General features: G+C 67.8%; 26 protein-coding genes and 1 tRNA gene. 23 read left to right on the top strand and 4 right to left on the bottom strand.

Annotated features, from left to right (window positions below):
* From fliF to PBT88_RS18415, 17 genes are all read left to right on the top strand, one after another.
* Entirely contained in the window at nucleotides 1-1,770 is a 1,770-nt protein-coding gene (gene fliF / locus PBT88_RS18495) for a flagellar basal-body MS-ring/collar protein FliF (protein WP_270076767.1), read from the top strand.
* Nucleotides 1,763-2,791, top strand: a complete 1,029-nt coding sequence (fliG, locus tag PBT88_RS18490; protein ID WP_270076766.1) for a flagellar motor switch protein FliG — start codon at nucleotides 1,763-1,765, stop codon at nucleotides 2,789-2,791. Before fliF ends, fliG begins: the two co-directional genes overlap by 8 nt.
* A complete protein-coding gene (locus tag PBT88_RS18485) occupies nucleotides 2,784-3,422 on the top strand; it encodes a FliH/SctL family protein (RefSeq protein WP_270076765.1) in 639 nt (212 codons plus the stop codon). Before fliG ends, PBT88_RS18485 begins: the two co-directional genes overlap by 8 nt.
* Nucleotides 3,419-4,747 carry a FliI/YscN family ATPase gene (locus PBT88_RS18480; RefSeq protein WP_270076764.1) on the top strand — a complete coding sequence of 443 codons (1,329 nt, stop codon included), beginning with the start codon at nucleotides 3,419-3,421 and terminating at the stop codon, nucleotides 4,745-4,747. Before PBT88_RS18485 ends, PBT88_RS18480 begins: the two co-directional genes overlap by 4 nt.
* The gene (locus tag PBT88_RS18475) at nucleotides 4,744-5,172 is read left to right on the top strand and encodes a hypothetical protein (protein WP_270076763.1); all 429 of its coding nucleotides are present in this window, start codon (nucleotides 4,744-4,746) and stop codon (nucleotides 5,170-5,172) included. The genes PBT88_RS18480 and PBT88_RS18475 overlap by 4 nt, the downstream gene beginning before the upstream one ends.
* Nucleotides 5,169-6,545, top strand: coding sequence for a flagellar hook-length control protein FliK (locus tag PBT88_RS18470; protein ID WP_270076762.1), 1,377 nt, complete (start codon nucleotides 5,169-5,171; stop codon nucleotides 6,543-6,545). Before PBT88_RS18475 ends, PBT88_RS18470 begins: the two co-directional genes overlap by 4 nt.
* A gap of 8 nt (nucleotides 6,546-6,553) precedes the next feature.
* Nucleotides 6,554-7,129: a flagellar basal body-associated FliL family protein gene (locus PBT88_RS18465; RefSeq protein ID WP_270076761.1), complete on the top strand. Its 576-nt coding sequence runs from the start codon at nucleotides 6,554-6,556 to the stop codon at nucleotides 7,127-7,129.
* Between the two features lie 29 nt (nucleotides 7,130-7,158).
* Nucleotides 7,159-8,136, top strand: a complete 978-nt coding sequence (locus PBT88_RS18460; RefSeq protein ID WP_270076760.1) for a flagellar motor switch protein FliM — start codon at nucleotides 7,159-7,161, stop codon at nucleotides 8,134-8,136.
* Entirely contained in the window at nucleotides 8,129-8,446 is a 318-nt protein-coding gene (gene fliN, locus PBT88_RS18455) for a flagellar motor switch protein FliN (RefSeq protein ID WP_270076759.1), read from the top strand. The genes PBT88_RS18460 and fliN overlap by 8 nt, the downstream gene beginning before the upstream one ends.
* Nucleotides 8,443-8,739: a FliO/MopB family protein gene (locus PBT88_RS18450; protein ID WP_270076758.1), complete on the top strand. Its 297-nt coding sequence runs from the start codon at nucleotides 8,443-8,445 to the stop codon at nucleotides 8,737-8,739. The genes fliN and PBT88_RS18450 overlap by 4 nt, the downstream gene beginning before the upstream one ends.
* A gap of 9 nt (nucleotides 8,740-8,748) precedes the next feature.
* A complete protein-coding gene (fliP, locus tag PBT88_RS18445) occupies nucleotides 8,749-9,567 on the top strand; it encodes a flagellar type III secretion system pore protein FliP (RefSeq protein ID WP_270076757.1) in 819 nt (272 codons plus the stop codon).
* Nucleotides 9,568-9,691: 124 nt separating this feature from the next.
* Entirely contained in the window at nucleotides 9,692-9,973 is a 282-nt protein-coding gene (gene fliQ / locus PBT88_RS18440; protein WP_270076756.1) for a flagellar biosynthesis protein FliQ, read from the top strand.
* A gap of 3 nt (nucleotides 9,974-9,976) precedes the next feature.
* Nucleotides 9,977-10,765 (top strand): flagellar biosynthetic protein FliR, encoded by a 789-nt coding sequence (gene fliR, locus PBT88_RS18435; RefSeq protein WP_270076755.1) that lies wholly within the window; start codon nucleotides 9,977-9,979, stop codon nucleotides 10,763-10,765.
* A 1-nt stretch (nucleotide 10,766) separates the two neighbouring features.
* A complete protein-coding gene (locus PBT88_RS18430; protein WP_270076754.1) occupies nucleotides 10,767-11,903 on the top strand; it encodes an EscU/YscU/HrcU family type III secretion system export apparatus switch protein in 1,137 nt (378 codons plus the stop codon).
* 70 nt (nucleotides 11,904-11,973) lie between these two features.
* Nucleotides 11,974-12,363, top strand: coding sequence for a hypothetical protein (locus PBT88_RS18425; protein WP_270076753.1), 390 nt, complete (start codon nucleotides 11,974-11,976; stop codon nucleotides 12,361-12,363).
* 74 nt (nucleotides 12,364-12,437) lie between these two features.
* Nucleotides 12,438-14,183, top strand: coding sequence for a flagellar filament capping protein FliD (gene fliD, locus PBT88_RS18420; RefSeq protein WP_270076752.1), 1,746 nt, complete (start codon nucleotides 12,438-12,440; stop codon nucleotides 14,181-14,183).
* 29 nt (nucleotides 14,184-14,212) lie between these two features.
* Entirely contained in the window at nucleotides 14,213-14,611 is a 399-nt protein-coding gene (locus tag PBT88_RS18415; protein ID WP_270076751.1) for a flagellar export chaperone FliS, read from the top strand.
* A gap of 143 nt (nucleotides 14,612-14,754) precedes the next feature.
* On the opposite strand, the gene PBT88_RS18410 is transcribed toward PBT88_RS18415, so the two are convergent.
* Nucleotides 14,755-14,940: a hypothetical protein gene (locus tag PBT88_RS18410; RefSeq protein WP_270076750.1), complete on the bottom strand. Its 186-nt coding sequence runs from the start codon at nucleotides 14,938-14,940 to the stop codon at nucleotides 14,755-14,757.
* A gap of 98 nt (nucleotides 14,941-15,038) precedes the next feature.
* Between PBT88_RS18410 and PBT88_RS18405 the strand changes: the two genes are divergently transcribed.
* Nucleotides 15,039-15,653, top strand: a complete 615-nt coding sequence (locus tag PBT88_RS18405) for a winged helix DNA-binding protein (protein ID WP_270076749.1) — start codon at nucleotides 15,039-15,041, stop codon at nucleotides 15,651-15,653.
* Nucleotides 15,654-15,739: 86 nt separating this feature from the next.
* On the opposite strand, the gene PBT88_RS18400 is transcribed toward PBT88_RS18405, so the two are convergent.
* Nucleotides 15,740-15,814: transfer RNA gene (locus PBT88_RS18400), tRNA-Val, on the bottom strand.
* A gap of 434 nt (nucleotides 15,815-16,248) precedes the next feature.
* Here PBT88_RS18400 and PBT88_RS18395 point away from each other — a divergent pair.
* From PBT88_RS18395 to PBT88_RS18385, 3 genes are all read left to right on the top strand, one after another.
* Nucleotides 16,249-16,494, top strand: coding sequence for a BrnT family toxin (locus PBT88_RS18395; protein WP_270076748.1), 246 nt, complete (start codon nucleotides 16,249-16,251; stop codon nucleotides 16,492-16,494).
* On the top strand, nucleotides 16,491-16,757 hold the full coding sequence (locus PBT88_RS18390) for a BrnA antitoxin family protein (RefSeq protein ID WP_270076747.1): 267 nt from the start codon (nucleotides 16,491-16,493) through the stop codon (nucleotides 16,755-16,757). Before PBT88_RS18395 ends, PBT88_RS18390 begins: the two co-directional genes overlap by 4 nt.
* A gap of 257 nt (nucleotides 16,758-17,014) precedes the next feature.
* Entirely contained in the window at nucleotides 17,015-17,350 is a 336-nt protein-coding gene (locus tag PBT88_RS18385; protein WP_270076746.1) for a hypothetical protein, read from the top strand.
* 32 nt (nucleotides 17,351-17,382) lie between these two features.
* Here PBT88_RS18385 and PBT88_RS18380 read toward each other — a convergent pair whose 3' ends face one another.
* Nucleotides 17,383-17,949 carry a helix-turn-helix domain-containing protein gene (locus PBT88_RS18380; RefSeq protein ID WP_270076745.1) on the bottom strand — a complete coding sequence of 189 codons (567 nt, stop codon included), beginning with the start codon at nucleotides 17,947-17,949 and terminating at the stop codon, nucleotides 17,383-17,385.
* 92 nt (nucleotides 17,950-18,041) lie between these two features.
* Between PBT88_RS18380 and PBT88_RS18375 the strand changes: the two genes are divergently transcribed.
* The gene (locus tag PBT88_RS18375; protein ID WP_270076744.1) at nucleotides 18,042-18,608 is read left to right on the top strand and encodes a DUF6456 domain-containing protein; all 567 of its coding nucleotides are present in this window, start codon (nucleotides 18,042-18,044) and stop codon (nucleotides 18,606-18,608) included.
* A gap of 11 nt (nucleotides 18,609-18,619) precedes the next feature.
* Here the strand turns inward: PBT88_RS18375 and PBT88_RS18370 are convergent, their stop codons facing one another.
* Nucleotides 18,620-19,555 (bottom strand): hypothetical protein, encoded by a 936-nt coding sequence (locus PBT88_RS18370; RefSeq protein WP_270076743.1) that lies wholly within the window; start codon nucleotides 19,553-19,555, stop codon nucleotides 18,620-18,622.
* A 164-nt stretch (nucleotides 19,556-19,719) separates the two neighbouring features.
* On the opposite strand from PBT88_RS18370, the gene PBT88_RS18365 reads away from it, so the two are divergent.
* Entirely contained in the window at nucleotides 19,720-21,177 is a 1,458-nt protein-coding gene (locus PBT88_RS18365) for an AMP nucleosidase (RefSeq protein ID WP_270076742.1), read from the top strand.
* Nucleotides 21,178-21,241 lie beyond the last annotated feature (64 nt).

Raw genomic sequence — 21,241 nt, 5'->3', positions numbered from 1 at the left:
ATGAGCGAGATCGCAGCCACCCCCAACGAACTCGTTCCCGCCAGCCGGAACCTGCCGGCGCCGCTCAGCGCGCTCGGCAAGTCCGATGCGTTCGCGAAGCTCACCGACATCGCGCGCCAGCCGGCGATCGCCAAGGCGATGCCGATGCTCGGCCTGCTCGGCGTGCTGGTCGCCGCCGCGATGGCCTGGGCGTTCCTGCACACCGGCCCGCAGCGCAACCTCTTCTCCGGGCTCGGCGATGCCGACAAGGCGGCGGTGGTGCAGGCGCTCGACACTGCCGGGATCAAATACACCGTCGACAACGACACCGGCGCGCTGACCGTGCCGGAAGAAAGCTATTACCGCGCCAAGATGCTGCTCGCGCAGCAGGGCCTGCCCAAGGCGGCGCCCGATGGCGACACGCTGATCTCCAGCCTGCCGATGGGCGCCAGCCGCGCCGTCGAGGGGGCGCGCCTCCAGCAGGCGCAGGAGATGGACCTCGCCCGCACGATCGAGGCGATCGACGCGGTGCAGTCCGCCAAGGTCCACATCGCCGGCGACCAGCCGAGCGTGTTCCTGCGCGACGACCAGAAGGCGCAGGCCTCGGTCATGCTCACGCTCAACCAGGGTCGTTCGCTCAGCGACAGCCAGGTGCAGGCGATCATCCACCTCGTCGCCTCCTCGGTGGCCGGTCTGACGCCGGACGGCGTGTCGGTGGTCGATCAGGCGGGGCGCCTGCTCAGCGCGCAGAACAGCGACGGACAGGATGCGACCGATCGCCAGGTGCTGATCCAGCAGAAGGTCGAGGATCGCTATCGCCAGTCGCTCGGTTCGCTGCTCAGCCCGATCGTCGGCGACGGCAACTTCACCGCCGAGGTCCATGCCGACATGGACTTCACGGAGGCCGCCTCGACCACCGAGAGCTATCCCAAGGACGGCGCGATGATCGCGACCGAGCAGGGCCAGTGGACCAACGATCCGACCGGCGGCGCCAATGCGCCCGCCACCGGCATCCCCGGCGCGATCTCCAACACCGCACCGGCGCCGGCCAAGCCCGCCGCCACCGCCAACGGCCAGCCGACTCCGGCCGGCCCGCAGGCACCCGGCACGGCGCCGGGGCAGGCCGCCGCCGCGGCCCAGGCCAAGACCAACGAGACCTATAACCGCAGCTATCAGCTCGGCCATCAGGTGTCGGTCACCAAGAACCAGGTCGGCACCGTGCATCGCCTCACCGTTGCCGTGGCGCTGCGCCAGCCGGCCGGTGGCAAGCCGCTGACCGCGCAGCAGCAGCAGCAGATCCAGGATCTGGTGAAGGGCGCCGTCGGCTTCGACCAGGCCCGTGGCGACAGCGTCTCGGTCTCGCAGCAGACCTTCGTCGCGGTCGATGCCGCCGCCGCCGCCGCGCCGAAATGGTATGAAGGCGCCTGGGTGATGACGATGGCGCGCAATCTGACCGCGCTCGCCGTCGCCGCGATCATCGTGTTCGGCATCGGCCGCCCGATGCTCAAGCGCCGCGCCACCGTCGTCGACCAGAAGATCGCCAACAAGTCCAAGGAGCGCGCCCAGGTCGGCAAGGAGATCGCCGCCATGCTGAGCACCCAGCAGGCCGAGGCCGCCGCCGCTTCGCCGGCCGGCGCGGTGACGCTCGACATGATCGAGAGCGCACCGGGCTACGCCGCCCGCGCCGCGCTCATCCGCAACTTCGTCCGTCAGGATCCGGATCGCGCCGCGCTGGTCGTCCGCGATCTGATCCGCGCCGACATGCCCAAGGCCGAAGCCGCCAATGCCTGAGATCGCCCCCGCCAATGCCGCCCTTGCCGCGCCGTCGGGCTCCAGCGCCGCCGCGATCCTGCTGATGCTGCTGGCCGAGGACGAGGCGGCCCAGGTGCTGGGCCGGCTCGATCCCGACGAAGTGCAGCAGCTCGGCACCGCGATGTTCGAGGTCGCCGACGTCTCCGAGGATGAGGTGGACGAGGTGCTCGACCAGTTCGTCGGCCGGGCCCGCGAGCGCACCACCATCGGCTTCGCCGCCGACGGCCAGATCCGCAACATGATGGAGCGCGCGCTGGGCGCCGAGCGGGCCGAGAACATGCTCGCCCGGATCACCCCGCCAACGCGCTCCTCCTCGCTCGACTCGCTCAAGTGGATGGACGCCAAGACGATCGCCCAGCTGGTCGAGAGCGAGCATCCGCAGATCGCCGCGATCGTGCTCGCGCATCTCGAAGCCGGCATCGCCGCCGACGTGCTCCAGCTGCTCGACGAGGATGTGCAGGCGGACGTGGTCTACCGCGTCGCCACGCTCGGCACCGTGTCGTCCGAAGCGCTGGACGATCTCGAGCGGTTGCTGCTCCGCCAGGTCAACAAGGCCGGCGCATCGGGCTCGGCGCCCAAGCGCGGCGGACCCAACGAGGCGGCGCGGATCGTCAATTCGACGCGCACCACCACCGAGCAGCGCGTCATCCGCCAGCTCGCCAAGCTCGACAAGAATCTCGCCCGCACGATCGAGGACGAGATGTTCGTGTTCGACAACCTCAACGCGCTCACCGAAAAGGATCTCGGCGCGCTGCTCCGGTCGGTCGACAACGAGCTGCTCATCGTCGCGCTCAAGGGCTGCGACCCGAACCTGCGCAACAAGATGTTCGGCTGCATGTCGAGCCGCGCGGCCCAGTCCATCCAGGACGAGATGGCCGAGCGGGGGCCGATGCGCCTCGCCGAAGTGCAGGAAAGCCAGAAGGCGGTCCTCGCGATCGCGCGCAAGCTGGCGGAAGCCGGCACGATCAGCCTCGGGGGCAAGGGCGAAGATTATGTCTAATCCGGCTTTCGCGGGCGCGCAGCGCGTCTCCGTCTGGACCCAGCCCGATGCGAGCGGCCCGGCGCCCTTCGTCTCCTGGGGGCAGGCGCTGCGCCAGGCGTTCGAGGCGCCGGAGGACGTCATGGAGATTCCCGAGCCGGAACCCGAGCCCGAGATCGATATCGAGGCGATCCGTGCCGAGGCGATGGCGCAGGGCTTCGCCGCCGGCATCGAGGCAGGCCGCCGCGAGGCCGATGCGGAGCGTCAGGCTCTGCATGAACTCGCCGCCAATCTGGAATCGCTGAAGACCGAGCCGACGCTGGGCTTGGGCATGATGATCGCGGCGACGGTGGAGCGGCTGCTCCATCAGGTCGTCGGCGAAGTGGAGGTGTGCCGCGAGACGCTGATGGATCGCGCGCAGGCGGCCGCCGCGCTGATCGGCGACGAGACCCGGCCTGCCATCCTCAAGCTCAACCCCGCCGATCTCGCCCGCCTCGACGGCGCCGAGCTGCCGGTCGCGGCCGAGGCTGATCCGACGCTGGCGCCGGGCGAATTGCGGCTCGAAACCGCCAATGGCTCGATCGAGGACAGCCCCGGCCTGCGGCTCGAACGCCTGCGCGCGTCGCTCGACCGGATCGCGGCGGCGCGATGACCCTGCTCGAAGACCGCGCGGCGGAACTGCTCAACGGCCTCGCCGTACCCGATGCCGGCCCGCGCCGGATCGGCAAGCTCGTTTCCTATGATGGCCAGATGCTGGAGGCGACCGGCCTCTCGCTGCCGGTCGGCGCGTCGGTACGGGTGATCGATGCCGATGGTCACGCCACCCGCGCCGAGATCGTCGGCTTCAAGGGCGATCGCTCGCTGATGATGGCGCTGGACGGCGAGGCCCCGCATTCGAGCGGCGGCCGCGTCGAGCCCGATTCGCGCGGCGGCATCGCCGAGGTCGGCCCCGAACTGCTCGGCCGGGTGATCGATGCCACCGGCCAGCCGCTCGACGGTCTCGGCCCGGTCGGCGCGTCGGCGACCTGGCCGCTGGCCGGCAAGCCCGCCAATCCGCTCGACCGCTCGCGCGTCACCGAATGTTTCGACATGGGCGTGCGCGCGATCAACGCGCTGCTCACCGCCGGCGTCGGCCAGCGCATCGCGATCTGCGCCGGCTCGGGCGTCGGCAAGTCGGTGCTGATGGGCCAGATGATCCAGGGTGCCGATGCCGACGTGATCGTGGTCGGCCTGATCGGCGAGCGCAGCCGCGAAGTCTCCGACTTTCTCGCCACCAAGCTGGTGCCGGGCGTGCGCGAGAAGAGCGTCGTCGTCGCGGTGCCGGCCGATCATCCGCCGGTGTTGCGCCTGCGCGCCGCGATGCGCGCCACCGCGATCGCCGAATATTTCCGCGCGCAGGGCCTGCGCGTGCTGCTGCTGATCGACTCGCTGACCCGCTGCGCCCACGCCCAGCGCGAACTCGGCCTGTCGCTGGGCGAACCGCCGACGATGAAGGGCTATCCGCCCTCGGCGCTGGGCATGATCCCGCGCCTGATCGAGCGTGCGGGTGCGGACGCCCATTCGGGCGGTTCGATCACCGCGCTCTACACGGTGCTGGCCGATGGCGATGATGGCGACGATCCGATCGTGGATACGGCGCGCGCGATCGTGGACGGCCATATCATCCTGTCCCGCACCTTGTCCGAACAGGGCATCTTCCCGGCGATCGACGTCGGTCGCTCGCTCAGCCGCGTGATGTCCGACATCGTCGACGACGAACATGCCGAGGCCGCCTCGGCGCTCCGCCGGCTGTGGTCGGTCTATGAGGAGAATCGCGACCTCATCCTGATGGGCGCCTACAAGGCCGGCTCCGATCCCACCATCGACGAGGCGATCGCGCGCCATCAGGAGATCCTCGCCTTCCTCAAGCAGAAGCCCAAGGATCGCATCGACCTGCCGCTCGCCTCTGCCGAGCTGATCGAGAGATTTGGCCGATGAGCGCGATCGTCAAACGCCGCGAGCGCATCGCGCGGGTCCGCCGGGTCGAGCATGTGATGGCCGCAGGCGCTGCCGCCGCCGCCGAATCCCAGCTCGAATCGCTTGAGAACAGCGCCGCGCGCGTGCTCGATCTGCGCCTGAGCCTGACGACCGGGATGGGATCGATGCTGTCCGAATCGCTCGCGGCACGGGGCGAGCTCGCTCATCGCCTCGATATTGCGCGCTTCGGCCTGGCCGATGCCATCGCCGGCGCCCGCGCGGTGGTCGCGACCAAGGCGGCCGAGCGGGTCGAGGCCCGTATCCGCCAGGAGAGCGCCGATCGCCTCGTGACCCGCGCCGAAAGCGATGCCGACGCGCTGGCCGAACGCCGCGCCGCGGCCCATGTCCGTTCGCGCACATCGCGCGGTTTCGAGGGTGATGCATGAGCGTGTCCGGCATATCCTTTCTTTCCGGCGCCGGCCTGTCTTCGGACGGCGGGCAGACGGCCTCAGCGATGGCCGACACGCCATCCGCCTTCGCCAGCGTGATGGCGGGGGCAAGCAAGCCTGCCGCCACGCCGGCCTCGTCGCGGCGCGACGACGGCGACGATCAGGGCAACGCCGGCAAGGCCGAAAAGTCCACCAAGGCGAAGTCCAAGGACGATCGCGACGACGATGATTCCACGCCGATCAAGGCGGATGGCGATCAGGCGGCCTCGGCGGCCGCGGCGCAGTCCACGGCGGCGAATGCTGCGACGAAGGACGCATCGGACGGGAAAACGGCCAAGGCGAAGGGGCAGGAATCCGTCGCGACCGTCGCGGATGACGGCACGCAGGCGTCGGCAGCCGATGCCGCGACCGATCCCACCACCGCCCAACTGATCGATCCGTCATTCGCCGCACCGGTGCTCGCCGCGCTCAAGGCTGCCGCTGCCGCCGGGCAGGAAGGCAAGGCCGTTCTGATGGACGCGCCCGCCGTGGCGCCCGACCCGGCGCCTGCCACCGCGCCGTCAGCCGCCCAGCAAGCCGACACGGCGGCACCACTGACCGGCACCGCCGCGCTGATGGCGGCGCGCGCCGCCGCCAATCCCGTCGCCGTACAGGCCAGTGAGACACGCACGACTGCGGCATCGACCCGCAAGCGCGATGGGGCGGACAAGACCGCTTCGATCGATTCGCTGGCGGCGGCAATATCCACGCAGGCCGGCGATATGACGCAGGCGGATGGCGCGAAGGGCGATGCCTCGACCACGGGCACGCCCGATGCGTCCCAGCAGCTCGCCGATGGCGCGGCCGATCGCCAGCTCGATCTCGCCAAGCAGGGAGCCTGGCTGGATGGTCTTGCTCGCGACATCGCCTCTACCGGCAGTGCGTCGAGCACATTGCGCTTCCAGGTCGCGCCGCAGAATCTCGGCACCGTGCAGGTCGAACTGGCGCGAGGCGTCGATGGCGCTGCGGTGACGCTGACCGCCAGCAGCGAATCGGCGCGCGCGATACTCGCGGATGCGAGGCCGCAGCTGGTGGCGGAGGCGAGGGCACAAGGTATCCACATCGCCAATGCGCAGGTCGATGTCGGCAGTGATTCGCGTTCGTCCGGCGGCGGTTCGCAGCACGAACAGCGCCATGATTCGCGCGGCGACGGCGGCTTTTCGTCGCAGGCCGGGGCCGGTGGCGGCGATAATGGCCGGGATAACGGCCGCTCGCAAACCCGATCGCAACCAATTGCCATTAACCAGAGCAGCGATGGTCGGGCGGATGCCGGAACGAGCGGGGCGGATGTCGCCTCCGCCGCCGAGCCCGCCGACGGCATATACGCATAGGAACGAGCATGAGTGACGACGCAGCCCCCGCGCCCAAGAAGAAGGGCGGCAAGATGAAGCTGATCATCATCATCGTCGGCGCGCTGGTGCTCGTCGGCGGTGGTGTCGCCGGTGGCATGTTCGCGGCCGGCATGGGCCTGGGCGGCGCCAAGGCCAAGTCGCACGAGGATCCGGATGCGCCCAAGCTGGTGCTGCGCGCGGGCCAGAGCGCCGATCCGACGGTGGAGGACAAGACGGTGGGCAGCTTCCAGCCCGATCCGCGTCGCTACAAGGCGTCCTATTACACGATGGATCAGCCTTTCACCTCGAACCTGCGCGATACCGATGGCATCGCCCAGCTCTCGCTCGGCGTTTCGACCTTCTACGACGCCAAGGTGCTGGACGGCTTCAAGGACAATGAGATGCCGATCCGCTCGGCCGTGCTCGAGACGCTGGCCAACCAGGACGCCTTCGTGCTGGGCACGCCGGAAGGCAAGGTCGCGCTCCAGGCCAAGCTCCGCGATGCGATGAACAAGGTGCTGATCTCGAAAACGGGTTACGGCGGCATCGATGATGTCTATTTCACCAACTTCATCATCCAGTAAGAGGGTGGCGGGTGACATGAGGGGCGAGCGTGGCGAAGGAGCCTGGCAGTAACGGCGACAATCCCGGTGTGGGCAGGGTAAGCGGGCCGAGCAGGGAGGCCCAGCCCTTCGCGCTCGGCAGCGAGGCGCTGCGCCCCGGTGCCCGGCTGGCGGGGCTCGACCGGGTCGGCGAACGGCTGGCGCGGCGCCTGCGCGACGTTCTGGAGCCGTTCGTCCGGGTGAAGCCCAAGGTGGAGGCCGAAGCCGCACTCACCTCGCGCTTCGAGACGTGGCGCGATGCGTTGCCCGAATTCACCTCGCTCAGCCTCTACCGCCTCCGCCCGATGAAGGGCGGGATGCTGATCGCGATCGCGCCCGATTATGTCAGCCGGCTGGTCGATGCCTTCTACGGCGGCACCGGCGCGGCCTCGCCCAACGCCAGCCGCAAGCGCGAATTCACTGCCGCCGAGGAGCGGCTGCTCTCCCGTTTGACCGATGCGATCACCGGCGCGGTGGTCGAGATGTGGCAGGAGATCGTGCCGCTCGAGCCCAGCCTCGCGTCGCGCGAGACCAATTCGGGCTATGCCAGCCTGGTACGAGGCGACGAGGCGGTGGTCATCCAGCGTTTCTCGATCTCCGGCGGCGGGCCGGGCGCGACGACGATCGATCTGGTCTTCCCGCTGACCGCGATGCGCGCCCACGAAGCCCAGCTCGCCGCCAAGATCCACGCCGAAGCCGGCCCGATCGACAATGAATTCCGCTACCGCATGGCGCGCGCCCTGGAGAACGTCTCCTTCCCGGTCCGCTCGGTGGTCGCGCGACCGACGCTTTCGGTGCAGGAGCTGATGGCGCTCAAGGTCGGCGACGTGATCCCGATCACGCTTTCGCCGCGGGTTCCGCTGATCGTCGGCAACAGACGGCTTGCGGAAGGCACGATCGGCGAGCAGGAAGGGCGGGCAGCGTTCCAGATCGAGACGATCGGCAGCGCGGACAGGGCCGGGGGCAAAGGACTTGAACGACATGAGTGATGGCGCCTTCCCGGGCATAGACGATCCGAACAGCTCGGCCGGTCGCAATTTCCGGCTGCTGGCGGACATTCCGCTGCGGCTGTCGGTGGAGGTGGGCTCCACCTCGCTGAAGCTGTCGGAACTGCTCGACCTGAGCGAAGGCTCGGTGGTCGAGCTCGACCGGCAGGCCAATGAGCTGCTCGACATCCTCGTCAACGGCACGCTGGTGGCCAAGGGCGAGGTCGTGACCGTGAATGGCCGGTTCGGCATCCGCGTGGTCGACGTGATCGCGGCGGAACAGCGCCTCGCGGGGCTCGAACGCCGGGCATGACCTGGACCTATCTGCTCAACGTGGTGGTGATGCTGGCGCTGGTCGCCGGCATGGCGGTCGGCACCTTGTGGCTGCTGCGCAAGTTCCAGCCGGGCCTTGCCATCGGCGGCCAGCGCGACAAGCTGGTGCGGGTGGTCGATGCAGTACCGATGGGCGCCACCGGCGGCCGCATCGCGGTGGTGGAGTTCGAGGGCAAGCGCATCCTCGTCGGCGTGTCGCGCGGACGCATGGACGTGCTGGCCGAAGCGCCGATCACCGGATTCCAGCAATATATCGACGACGGGGACGTGTAGGTGGCCGCGATGATGATCCGGCGCCGCTGGGCGATGTCGGTGCTGCTGCTCGTCGCCGGACTGCTGATCGCATTGCTGCTGGCCCATCCCGCCTTCGCGCAGGCGGCGCCGGGCACCGGGCCGGTGAACCCGCCGGGGCCGGGAGCGGTGCAGGCCTCGGCGCTCAACAAGGCGTTGGGCCAGGTCTCCGGCGACGGCAAGCCGTTGTCGCTGTCGCTCCAGATCCTCGTCCTGATGAGTCTGCTGACGGTGCTGCCGTCCTTGCTGCTCATGATGACCAGCTTCACCCGCATCATCATCGTGCTGTCGATCCTGCGGCAGGCGCTCGGGCTCCAGCAGACGCCGCCCAATCAGGTGCTGGTCGGCCTGTCGCTGTTCCTGACCCTGTTCATCATGCGGCCGGTGATCGATCAGGTGAACCAGACCGCGATCGCGCCTTATGGGCAGGGCCAGATCCCGCTCGAACAGGCGATCGCCAAATCGGGCGATGCGCTGCACGTCTTCATGGTGCGCCAGGTCCGCAAGACCGACATCCAGCTGTTCACCGACATCGCCCATGCGCCCAAGGTGGAGAAGGCGGAGGATATCCCCTTCACGATCCTGCTGCCCGCCTTCGTCACGTCGGAACTCAAGACCGCGTTCCAGATCGGCTTCCTGATCTTCCTGCCCTTTCTGGTGATCGATCTCGTCGTGGCGACGACCCTGATGTCGCTCGGCATGATGATGCTGTCGCCGACGATCATCTCGATGCCGTTCAAGCTGCTGCTGTTCGTGCTGGTCGATGGCTGGGCGCTGACGATGGGCAGCCTCGCGTCGAGCTTCGGATAGTGAGCGCCATTCTCCTCCCGTTCGTCCCGAGCGAAGTCGAGGGACGGGAAGCCGGCGCGGCGTGCGGGGCGTGTGCCTCGACTTCGCTCGGCACGAACGGTTCGTTTGCAGTAAGGCCGTTCTGATGGAACCGCTCGTCGGCACGGACTATTTCATCGGCGTCGCCCAGCAGGCTCTGTGGGTGCTGGCGCTGGCCTGCGCGCCGATCCTGATCCCGGCGCTGGTCGCCGGCCTGATCCTCGGCATGGTGCAGGCGGCGACCTCGATCAACGAACAGACTTTGGCCTTCGTCCCCAAGCTGATCATCGTCGCGATCTGCATCGCCTTGTTCGGCGGTGCGATCGTGACGCTGCTCGCCGATTTCACGCGGGACATGTTCCACCGCATCCCCGATCTGCTGAGATAGACGATGCTGCCGACCGGCATTGTCGGACTGGAAGCGCAGCTCTGGGTCTTCCTCGTCGCGATGATCCGGCCGGGCGCGGCGTTTTTGGCCGCCCCGGTCTTCGGCGCGCAGAATGTGCCGATCCAGGTGCGGCTGATCATCAGCCTCGCGGTCGGCATTCCGGCGATCAGCCAGGTGCCGTTCGATCTGCCGCCGGATGGCATCGCGACCGTCGCCGGCTTCACGCTGGTAGCGGGCGAGGTGGTCACCGGGCTCGCGCTCGGCTTCGCGGTGCAGCTCGGCTATGCGGCGGCGATGATGGCGGGCGAGGTGATCGGCAACTCGATGGGCCTCGGTTTCGCGCAGATGGTCGATCCGCAGTCCGGTGCCTCGTCGACTGCGCTCGGCCAGTTCCTGTCGATCCTCGGCACCTTCCTGTTCCTCGCGATGAACGGCCATCTCGCGCTCATCCAGGTCATCGTCGATTCCTACCGCTCGCTGCCGCCGGGGCACGCATGGATGGGGCAGGGGCAGATCCAGGATATCCTGATGTTCGGCGGCGACATGTTCGCGGCCGGCATGGCGATCGCGCTGCCGGTCGGCTTCGCGCTGATCCTGGTGCAGGTGGTGATGGCGATGCTGGCGCGATCGGCGCCGGCGATGAACCTGTTCTCCGTCGGTATGCCGGCCACCATCCTGGCCGGCGTGATCCTACTCGCGGTTGCGGCGCCCGCGATCGGCGAGGGAATCTCCACCTCGATCGAACGCGGCCTCGATCTCGCGCGTTCCCTCGTCACGGCGAAGGGAGGCTGAGATGGCCGAAGGCGGCGACAGCGGCGAGAAATCGGAAGCCCCATCCCAGAAACGCCTGAAGGAGTCGTCGGACAAGGGCGATGTCCTCCAGTCGAAGGAATTGGGCGTCGCGCTGGTGATGATCGTCGGCGCGGGCTGGCTCGCGCTCGGCGGACCGCTGCTGGTGCAGGCGCTGGCCGAGCTGCTGCGCGGATCGCTGAGCTTCGGGCGGAGCGCGATCGACGATTTCGAGCCGGGCCAGGCGATCCTCGCGCGGATGGGGGCGATCGCGGTGCCGGTCTTCCTGCTGTTCGGCGCGACGATCGCGGCGGCAGTAGGCACGCCGGCGCTGCTCGGCGCCTTCGGTTTCCGCTGGGGCGCGATCGCGTTCAAGGGCGATCGCATCAATCCGCTGAGCGGCATCAAGCGCATTTTCGGGATGCAGGGCATCGTGGAACTGTCGAAGGCGCTGGCGAAGATCGTCGTGATGGGCGCGATCGGCTGGTGGCTGCTATCCTCCCGCATGGCCAAGATCACCACCATGGGCCGCGGCGACATCGCCTCCAGCATGATCGCGGTCGGGCATGATTTCGTCTATGCGGTGATCGTGATGGCGATGGGGCTGGTGCTGATCGCCGGCGTCGACGTGCCCGTCCAGATGATCCGCCGCACCGCCCGCCTGCGGATGAGCAAGCAGGAGGTCAAGGAGGAGCACAAGCAGTCCGAGGGTTCGCCAGAGCTGAAGGGTGCGATCCGCCGTCGCCAGATGGAGACGGCGCGGCGATCGGCGCGGACGCAGGTCGCCGAGGCGAGCGTGGTGCTGACCAACCCGACCCATTTCGCGGTCGCGCTGCGCTATCGGCCGGGGCAGGATCCGGCGCCGATCGTGGTCGCGCGCGGGCGCGGTGCCACGGCGGATGCGATCCGCGCTTTGGCCGAGGAGTTCGACGTGCCGATGCTGCGCTATCCGCAGCTGGCGCGCGCGATCTACTTCACCACGCGATCGGGGCAGATCATCCGCGAGGATCTCTATATCGCGGTCGCGACGGTGCTGGCCTTCGTGTTCAACATCGACCGCGCGATGGCCGAGGGGCGCAGCCAGCCCGAGATCGACGTGCCGGGCGAGGTCCGTTTCGACGAGAATGGCGAACCCGAATAATTTTTTCGGGCTGCGACTAAAGTTTCCATCCCCGCTGCCGTTCTCCGTTCCGGGAAACCGGGAGCATTCGATGATCGAGGCGGTGACGGCGGTGGCACGGGCGGATGCGGTGGCGATGACCATCGCGGCCGGCGCCAATGCCCGTCGTACCCTCGAGGGCCGGCAGAAGCGGATGCGCTGGCTCGATGCGCTGCGGGTCGCCAACGGCGAGCCGCTGCCGATCGACGACGAGGCGCGCGACGAGGAGATTCTGGCGGAGAACCGCCGCCGGATCCGCGCCGCGCTGGGCACTATCGAAGAATTGCGCGGGCTGGAGGCTGGCGAGGCCGCGGCGCCCGACGATGTGGCCGGCACGGTCTCCGCCAGTGCGGTCGTCCAGCTGATGCTCGCCCAGCGGGCCGTGTCGATCCGGGCGCAGGCGCATCTCGGTGCGGCGGCCGTGCGCCAGCTGCTCCGCTGAGAAAATGGTAAACGGAATGAACCGGACATAAAGATTTTGGGTCCATGGTCGTTCTTGAAGGTGAAGGAACGATCATGACCACGACGAGCGCCACATCCAGCAGTGCCAGCACCGCCAGTACGGCCGCGACGACGTCGACCGCATCGTCGACGACCAGCTCCGCGTCGATCGGCGCCAGCATCCTGAGCAGCCTCAACGCCAATGGCGCGAGCATCGATACGGGGTCGCTGATCACCAGCCTGACGGCGGCGCAGAAAAGCTCGACCGAGACGCCGATCACCACCAAGCAGACCGCGAACACCGCGCAGATCTCATCGGTGGCATCGATCGCCAGCGACCTCTCGACCTTCTCCAGCTCGCTCAACACCCTGATCTCCGGGGGGTCGCTCCAGACCCAGCCGGTCTCGTCCGATACCAGCGTGATGACCGTCTCGGCGGTCGCCGGCGCGCCGGTCGGCGCGCTCAACCAGTCGGTGACGGTGAACGCGATCGCGCAGGCGCAGTCGGTCAAATCGGCCGCCTATACGTCGAGCCAGCCGTTCAACACCGGCACGCTGACCCTGACGGTCGGAACCGGCACCCCCGTGTCGATCGCGGTGAACAGCAGCAACAACACGCTGTCCGGCATCGCCCAGTCGATCAACGCGGCGGGCGCGGGCGTCTCCGCCAGCGTGATCACCGGCTCCGACGGCACGTCGACGCTGGTGCTGAAAGGCGCGACCGGGGCCGCGCAGTCCTTCTCGCTGGCCTCGTCCGACGATTCGACCGCGACCCAGCCGGACGGCGGGGTGTCGCTGTCCAGCCTCGCTTATGGCGGCTCCGCGACCGGCGGCCTGACCCAGACGCAGGCGGCGCAGGATGCCAGCATCACCGTCGACGGCGTGACCGTCTCGCGCGCCTCCAACAGCTTTTCGGACGTGATCCCCGGCGTGTCGATGACGCTGGTGAAGACCGGGACGATCAACCTCTCCTCGACCCGCCCGAACGACGCGATCACCGAGGCGGTCAATGATTTCGTGTCCGCCTACAACCAGCTGCTGACCGAGATCAACACGGCGACGGCGGCCGCGACCGGCAGCGCCGATGCCGGGCCGCTGCGCGGCAATGCGGCAATGCGGACGCTGAAGACCCAGCTTTCCCAGCTGACGACGATGCCGCTCAACGCCACCGGATCGATCCGCACGCTGGCCGAGTTGGGCGTGAAGACCGGCAATGACGGCACGCTCTCGGTCGACAGCACGGCGCTGAACACCATGCTCACCCAATATCCCGACGACGTCGAATCGATGTTCGTCACCTCGCAATCGAGCAGCAGCGCCAAGGTGCTCGTCACCAGCACCGCAGGGGCGACGACGTCGGGCGTCTTCCAGGTCACCGGGATCACCCCGGCGACCGGCGGCGGCAATGCATCGGGCAGCATCGGTGGCGTCGCCATGACGGCGAGCAGCTGGAACCTGACCGCGGCCTCGGGCAGCGGCGCCGACGGCCTCAAGCTCCAGATCCTGTCCGGCAGCCCGACCTCGGCGACGATCACGATCAACCAGGGGTTGGGCGGCGCGCTCCAGGCGGTGCTGAACTCGCTGACCGCGACCGACTCGTCGGGCAAGCCCGTCGGCGCGCTGGCCACCCTGCAAGCGAGCCTGGCGACGACCAAGACCAACCTGGCCGACCAGCTCACCAAGGCGGATGCGCAGGTGACGGTCTATCATGATCGGCTCGTCACCCAGTTCACCCAGATGAACACGCTCGTCAGCGGCTACAAGGCGACCTCCAGCTATCTCACCCAGCAGGTCGATCTGTGGACCAAGTCTGATTCCTGATTCAGCATCACCAGAGTAGGAAGTAATCGATGTTCGCGAGTTCCGGCTATGCCGTGGCCAAGCAGCGCTATGCCAATGCCGATCTGGGCGCCCGCGTCGAAGCCGCGTCGCCGCACCAGCTGGTTGCCGTGCTGTTCGAGGAATTGCTCAAGCATCTCGACACGCTGGCGGCAGGGCTGTCCGCCAACGGCACGCTGACGCGGGTCGCCGCGATCCAGCGCAAGGGCCGGATCGCCACGATCATCCTCGGGCTCGAAGCGAGCCTCGATCACCAGCAGGGCGGCGAGATCGCCGGCGGGCTGGCCGCCATCTATCGCGAGGCGCGCCGGCTGGTGACCGCCGGCACGATGCAGCAGGATCCCAAGCCGATCATCCAGGCGCGCGAGATGATCGCCGAGATCGCGGCGGCCTGGGGCCAGATCGCCTGATCCCTCGCTCTGCGCGGTGTGGTTTCGCGCGCGATTAAATCCGTTTCGGATCCGTTTTCCTGATGACCCTCGTCCGTTCTGGTGCGATATTGGAACGGAAATGGAACGGAGGTCTCGATGAACGCGCTTCCCACCGATATCGTCTATCGCCGGATCTGGGCACCCGCGATGCTGCTGTTCGGCGACGATCCGCAGCGGCGGCTGATGGTGGCGGAGGTGGTCGCGCGGGCCGGCGGCCGGATCGTGGCCAATGCGCCGATCGGGGATGCGCTCGGCCAGTTCGAGCGCGAGGCGGTGGCGGGGCAGGCGCATGCGGGTGGCGTGATCATCGATCTGCGGGAGGATCGCGGCGCGGCGCTGGACGCGCTGCTGGTCCGGCTGGACCAGATGGGCCGGGCCGGCGGGGCGGCTCTTCTCGATCCTGATCGTGAGCCCGGCACTGATCGACGTGGTGACGGGCTGGCTGGAGCATGGCGGCACCCGCATTCTGGTCGACCCCGGAGACGCCGAACTGGCCGGCGCGGTCGCCGACCTGGTCGCGCCACCATGCCCGTGGGTCGAGGATGGCGGCGCCTCCAGCAAGCGCCGCCTCGCCGAACTGAGCGAGGAGGTGGGGCGCATCGCACGCGCACTCGCCGCGCTTTCGGCCAGCGATATGGAGCAGGCTCTGGCGGAGCCGCCCCATGCCGGCGCGGTGGGGAACGCGTCGCTGGTTCGCGCGCTGATTCGCCTGCGGAAATTGCGCGGGCAGCATTTCATGCCCGAATTGTTCGCCGATCCGGCCTGGGATATCCTGCTCGATCTCGCGATCGCGCGGATCGAGGGGCGGATGGTCGCGGTGTCCAGCCTGTGCATCGCGGCGGCAGTGCCGGCGACGACGGCGCTGCGCTGGATCGCCCAGATGACCGAACAGGCGCTGCTCGTCCGCCAGCCGGACCCGCGAGACGGCCGCCGGATGTTCATCGGGCTGAGCGATCAGGCCTCGGCGGGGATGGATGGCTATCTGGCCGCCGCACGCGGTGTGATCGCCGTTGCCGGTTGAGTGCGGGATGCGCGACTGTCGGACGGTGAGGCCGGATGATGGCGGGACCGGACGGGGGTGAGGCCGGATGACGGTGGGGCCGGTGATGGTGGGCGGTGACGGGATCGAACCGCCGACCCGCTCGGTGTAAACGAGCCGCTCTACCGCTGAGCTAACCGCCCACTCTGTTGGAAACCGCCTGATAGCGGGGTTTGGGCGGGATGCAAGGGAGGGCGTTGAGCGGCCTCGGTGGGGCTGAAAAAGGAACGGAGGAACCGGAGAGTCCCGAACAACCCAACCGCATCGCCTTGCTGATTTGGATCAGCTTACCCCCGATGCCGTCTGGTCGCGCGGCGCCTTGCACTGGCGACTGATGCAGGATTCTGATCTTCCCGGGCGAATGCAGTATTAAAACGGTGCCGCGCCATTCCCGAGTGCGGCACTACCAGCCTTCCAAGCTGGGCATAATGGCGGATTTCTGCGGCCCTTGCTGTAAAACGCCTCGAAAATCGGCCATTTCATGTCAATGCGCTAGCTCCGGGCTGTAAAACTTTCAGCTTATATTGTAGGTACGATTTGGGTTGACAGCACCTCTTATCGTTACTACAAAAAGCCGGTGATCATCGTCTGGGATGAACCGAAACGCGAAGCGAACCTTGCCAAGCATGGCATCGATTTCGCTGACATCGGCGAAAGCTTCTTCGCCTCTGCCATCGTCCGTCCTTCGCGCGCAGGCCGCTTCGCAGCCTTCGGGGAACTGAACGGCAAGATTGCGGTGATCTTTCTCGCACTGGGAACCGAGGGTATCTCGATCATCTCGGCCCGGCCCGCCAGCCGGAAGGAAAGGAGGCTGATGCCATGACCGAACCGAAATACACACAGGCCGATCTCGATGCCGTGTCAGACAATCCCGAATGGACGGCGGCAGATTTCGCCGAGGCGAAGCCCTTCGCCGAAGCGTTCCCCGAACTGGCACAATCGAAGCGGGGGCCGCAGCGGAAGCCGACGAAAGTCAGCACAACAATCCGCCTCTCGCCGGACGTGCTTGACCGCTTCAAGGCAGGCGGACCCGGCTGGCAAAGTCGGATCGATGATGCGCTTCGCAAGGCTGTAGGCTTGGGCTAGCTCGGGCCTACGGGGTTAAGATCAACAGCGGGCAGGCTTGATGCCCGTTTGCAGCAGAGCATCCGCGCAGGTCCATAGACTGCGCACCTTGGCCGCCCGCTCAGTTGCCACCAGCTGCGCCCGGCAGCGTCGGTCGCTCGATTCGCGCGAGCGATGCCCGCGTTCCCGGTGGTAGCTATCGCTCCATCTTGGGAATGGGCAGCAATGGGCGGTCGCTATAGATGGGAGCGATAGCCTCCTCCCGCTCAGGTAAGTTCATGGCCCGAAAACATTCCAGACATGGTTCCTATGAAGTCCCCGCGCTCGAAGAGGCGCAGGTGCCGGCGGTCTCCTGCTGGCTCTGCGGCCGGCCGATGGGCAAGACGATCGTCTGGCATCATCCCGTGCCCAAGAGCCGGGGCGGCCGCGACGTCGTGCCGATGCATTCGATCTGCCAGCAGACATTGATCGCGAACTTCACCAATTCCGAACTGCAGCGGCATGGCCTGGATGTGGAGGCGTTGCTGGCCCACCCTGCGGTTCGCAAATTCGTCGACTGGGTGGCGAAGAAGGATCCCGATTTCACCGCGACCATCGCCAAGAAGCCGCGCTGATCGAAAGCGGCAGGCCGGCAAGTCCCCGGCGGTCAGGCGAGCGTGCGGACGAGGCGGGTGGCGAGGCCGAGCCACGGCGGGTCGGCGATCACCTGCTGGCGGCCGCCATGGCTCAGCGGCAGGATGTGGAGCTTGCCGGGATCGCGTCCGATCAGCCGCCCGAACAGAAAACGGCCGGCGGGGCGGGGCAGCAGCACGTCGCGGTTGAGCGCCTGGCTGAAATGGTCCGGGGCGAGGCGGTCGAGCCACACGGTGTCGCCGGCGCGATAATCGCCGGCTCCCGCTTCGACGATCAAGGCCAGCGCCCCGGCGTCCGGGCGTGGCGGGGTGGCGAGCAGCGGCTGGCGCGGCGCCACCGCGCCGGCCGCGCCCAGGATCGCCGCAACCGGCAGGTCCACCGTGTCCGGCAACTGTACGAGATCGGCGGCATCGACCCCCAGCGCGTCGGCGATCCGGTTCAGCCAGCCGACCGAGACGGTGCGGGTGCCGGTTTCCAGGCGGCCGATGGTCTGCGCGGTGGTGGGCGGCGTGCAGCGTTCGGCCACTTCGGCCAGCGTCAGCGCCTTGGCCTTGCGCACGTCGCGGATACGGGTGATCAACTTTATTTCCTAACCGGATAGGTTATTTGCTTTCCTACAGCATATCCTCTGTGGCAATGGAGGACTATCCTGAACATAAAGGGAACGAATCGATGGGTGGCGGATCGGGCGCGCGGGTGCGGAAGGTCGAGACGAGCGGCGATAACGGCCGGCGCCTGCTGGTCGAGCGGGCATTGCCGCAGGACGGCGCCGTCCGCCGATCCGGATCGGTTTCGGCGTCGACAGCTGCATCGACAGCTGCAGCGGCGGGACGGACGCGGCTGGCACGCAGCGTCACCGTCAACCTGGCCGAATCGCCGCTGGGCTGGCTTCGCGCCCGCGGGCTGGTCGATGCCCGCCAGTTCGAGGCGGGCGAGCGGCTGCGCGGCGACTGGACGATCGCCGGCATGGCCCCGCGCGTGACGATGCGCTGGGATGCCGGGGCGCGCTCGACCGGCGACGGACTCGATCCGACGCTCGCCCAGATGTCCGCCAGGCGGCGCATGGAGGCGGCACTCGACGCGGTCGGGCCGGGCCTGCGCGATGTGCTGTGGCGGATCGTCTGCGCCGGCGACGGCATGGAGGCGACCGAGCGCGCGCTCGGCTGGCCGGCGCGGGCCGGGCGGGTGGTGCTGACGCTGGCGCTCGATCGGCTGGCGGACAGCTACGGGTTGCGGTGACGGTGAGCGCGTCACTGGCCCTGCGGATCGGCACCTTGCCTGTCGGTGCCATGCTTCTTCGTGCCGACGGCATCGGACACCGATGTCTCGATCTGGCTCTGCTGCACGGTGCCGACGGCGTTCACGGTGCTTTTGTACAATCCCTTCAGATATGCCTTGTCGAAGGCGGTCAGCCCCGCCGGCGCATGATTCCCGCGCGGGAAAAGGGAGAGGATCGAATTGACGCCGGGAGCGCCGGCGTGCGGATTGAGCTGGGCGAGCGTGACGAAGGCCAGATAATCCGCCAGCTGGCCGAAATTCACGCCGTCGGTCTGGGTGGTATCGACGACGATGGTTTCGCGGCTCAGCACCATGCGCGTCGCGGCGACCAATCGCGATCCACCATTATAGCTGTTCGTCTGTGGTATGGCGCGGCCGTCCGCTGCAAATCCGTTCAGCGTCGGCGGCTCCCCTTCCGAGCCTCTCATTGATGTCGCGCCGATCCAGCGCACCGCGTCATGGCTTTCCTGCACCTGCCGGAGCACCGGCACATCCTTGCCATCGACGAGGGAATGTCGTTTCAGCCGCAGGGTCGCGATCAGCTTGGTCGGATCGTTGGTCGCCAGAATGAAGACGTTCGGGGTGCAGCCCGGCTCACCGACATCCAGCTTGAGGCCGCGGGCGACCTGGCCGACCCGATCGGCGATGAACTGGGCGCCTTCCAGCGGAAAGCCGGCGACGAGCACGCACACGCGGTCGGTCCAGCGCGGATATTGCGAGTCGAAGCCGCCGGTCGATTCCGGGTGCGAGATCGTCCTGACCGCCTGCGCGATCTCTTTCGCGTCGAGCGTGTGGCCTTCGACGATGATCTCCTGGTCGCCGCCCTCCGGCGGCGGCGTTTGCGATCGGCCGGCCGTCGCGACGGAGAGAGCGGAAAAAGCGAGGAAGGCAGCCCGTGATCGACGCATCGCAATACCCCTTTGGAATCGCGGCGGCCTTGCTTTTGCCCCACGCGCGACTCGTGCCGTCTCCCCCTTGCCACATTCCTACGCTATAAGAGGCGACGGTGGGTATCCCGCCTGCGAGGTGCGAAGCATCCGCCAACAATAAAAGAGAAGGAGACCTTCCCCATATGCACAGCCGTATCGAAGACATTCCCGCCATCCTCGACGCGCTGATCGAGCGCCACGAGGCTTCGGTCAGCAATCTGCGCGGCGCGATCGCCGCCTATCTGCGGCAGGGCACGCCCCCCGATGCCGCGGCTCGCGGGCAGGGCCGCTTCGCCTATCCCGAACTGCGCGTCGATTATGAGGCGGACGGCCCGATCCCGCGCTTCACCCGCGCCTTCGCCCGGCTCAACCAGTCCGGCAGCTACGCCACCTCGATCACGCGGCCGCGCATGTTCCGCCGCTATCTGGAGGATCAGCTGACCCTGCTGGTGCGCGACTATAAGGTCCGCGTCTCGGTCGGCCTGTCGGACCAGGAAATCCCCTATCCCTATGTGCTGGACGGATCGGACGAGCTGTCGCTCGACGGTGCGCTGGCGACCGATCTGGCACGGCATTTCCCGAGCGTGCGGCTGCCCGACATCGGCGACGAAGTGGCGGACGGGCTGTTCGCCTTCGAGCAGGATCCGACTCGCCCGCTGTCGCTGTTCGAGGGGCCGCGCGTCGATTTCTCGCTGGCCCGGCTCAAACATTATAGCGGCACCCCGGCCGAGGATTTTCGGCCCTACATCCTGTTCACCAACTATATCCGCTATGTCGACGAGTTCGTCGCCTGGGCGCTCGCCGAGCTGCGCAAGCCGGACAGCCCCTATGAGGCGCTGTCGGTTGCGGGGCAGGTGCTGGTGACGCGCGAGACGCCGGATGCCGAGCGCGCCATCGCCGATGCGCCGTGGCGCAAGGTGCAGATGCCGGCCTATCATCTGATCGGCCCGAACGGGGCGGGGGTGACCTTGGTCAACATCGGCGTCGGCCCGTCCAACGCCAAGACGATCTGCGATCATCTGGCGGTGCTGCGGCCCGAGGCCTGGCTGATGATTGGCCATTGCGGGGGGCTGCGGCCGAGCCAGACGATCGGCGACTATGTGCTCGCCCACGCCTATCTGCGTGATGATCATGTGCTGGACGACGTGCTGCCGGTGGAGATCCCGATCCCGCCGATCGCCGAGGTGCAGCAGGCGCTGTTCCACGCCGCCGAGCGGGTATCGGGGGAGAGCGGCGAGGAGCTGAAGCAGCGGCTGCGCACCGGCACCGTGGTCACCACCGACGATCGCAACTGGGAGCTGCGCTACACGCTGTCGGCGCTGCGCTTCAACCAGAGCCGGGCCGTCGCGATCGACATGGAGTCGGCCACCATCGCCGCGCAGGGCTATCGCTTCCGCGTGCCCTACGGCACCTTGCTGTGCGTCTCCGACAAGCCGATCCACGGCGAGATCAAGCTGCCGGGGCAGGCCAACCGCTTCTACGAGCGGGCGATCTCGCAGCATCTGCGGATCGGGCTGGAGACGATCGAGCTGCTGCGGGCCGAGGGTGGCAAGCTGCATTCGCGCAAGCTCCGGAGCTTTGACGAACCGCCGTTCCGGTAAGGCGATCGGCGCGGCGGTGCGACATAAGTTGTCCGGGCATGATTTCAGGCCGGCGGATGATTTC

It is taken from the genome of Sphingomonas abietis, from assembly GCF_027625475.1.
GTDB classification, from domain to species: domain Bacteria; phylum Pseudomonadota; class Alphaproteobacteria; order Sphingomonadales; family Sphingomonadaceae; genus Solisphingomonas; species Solisphingomonas abietis.
This window is presented reverse-complemented; position numbering and strand designations above follow the sequence as displayed.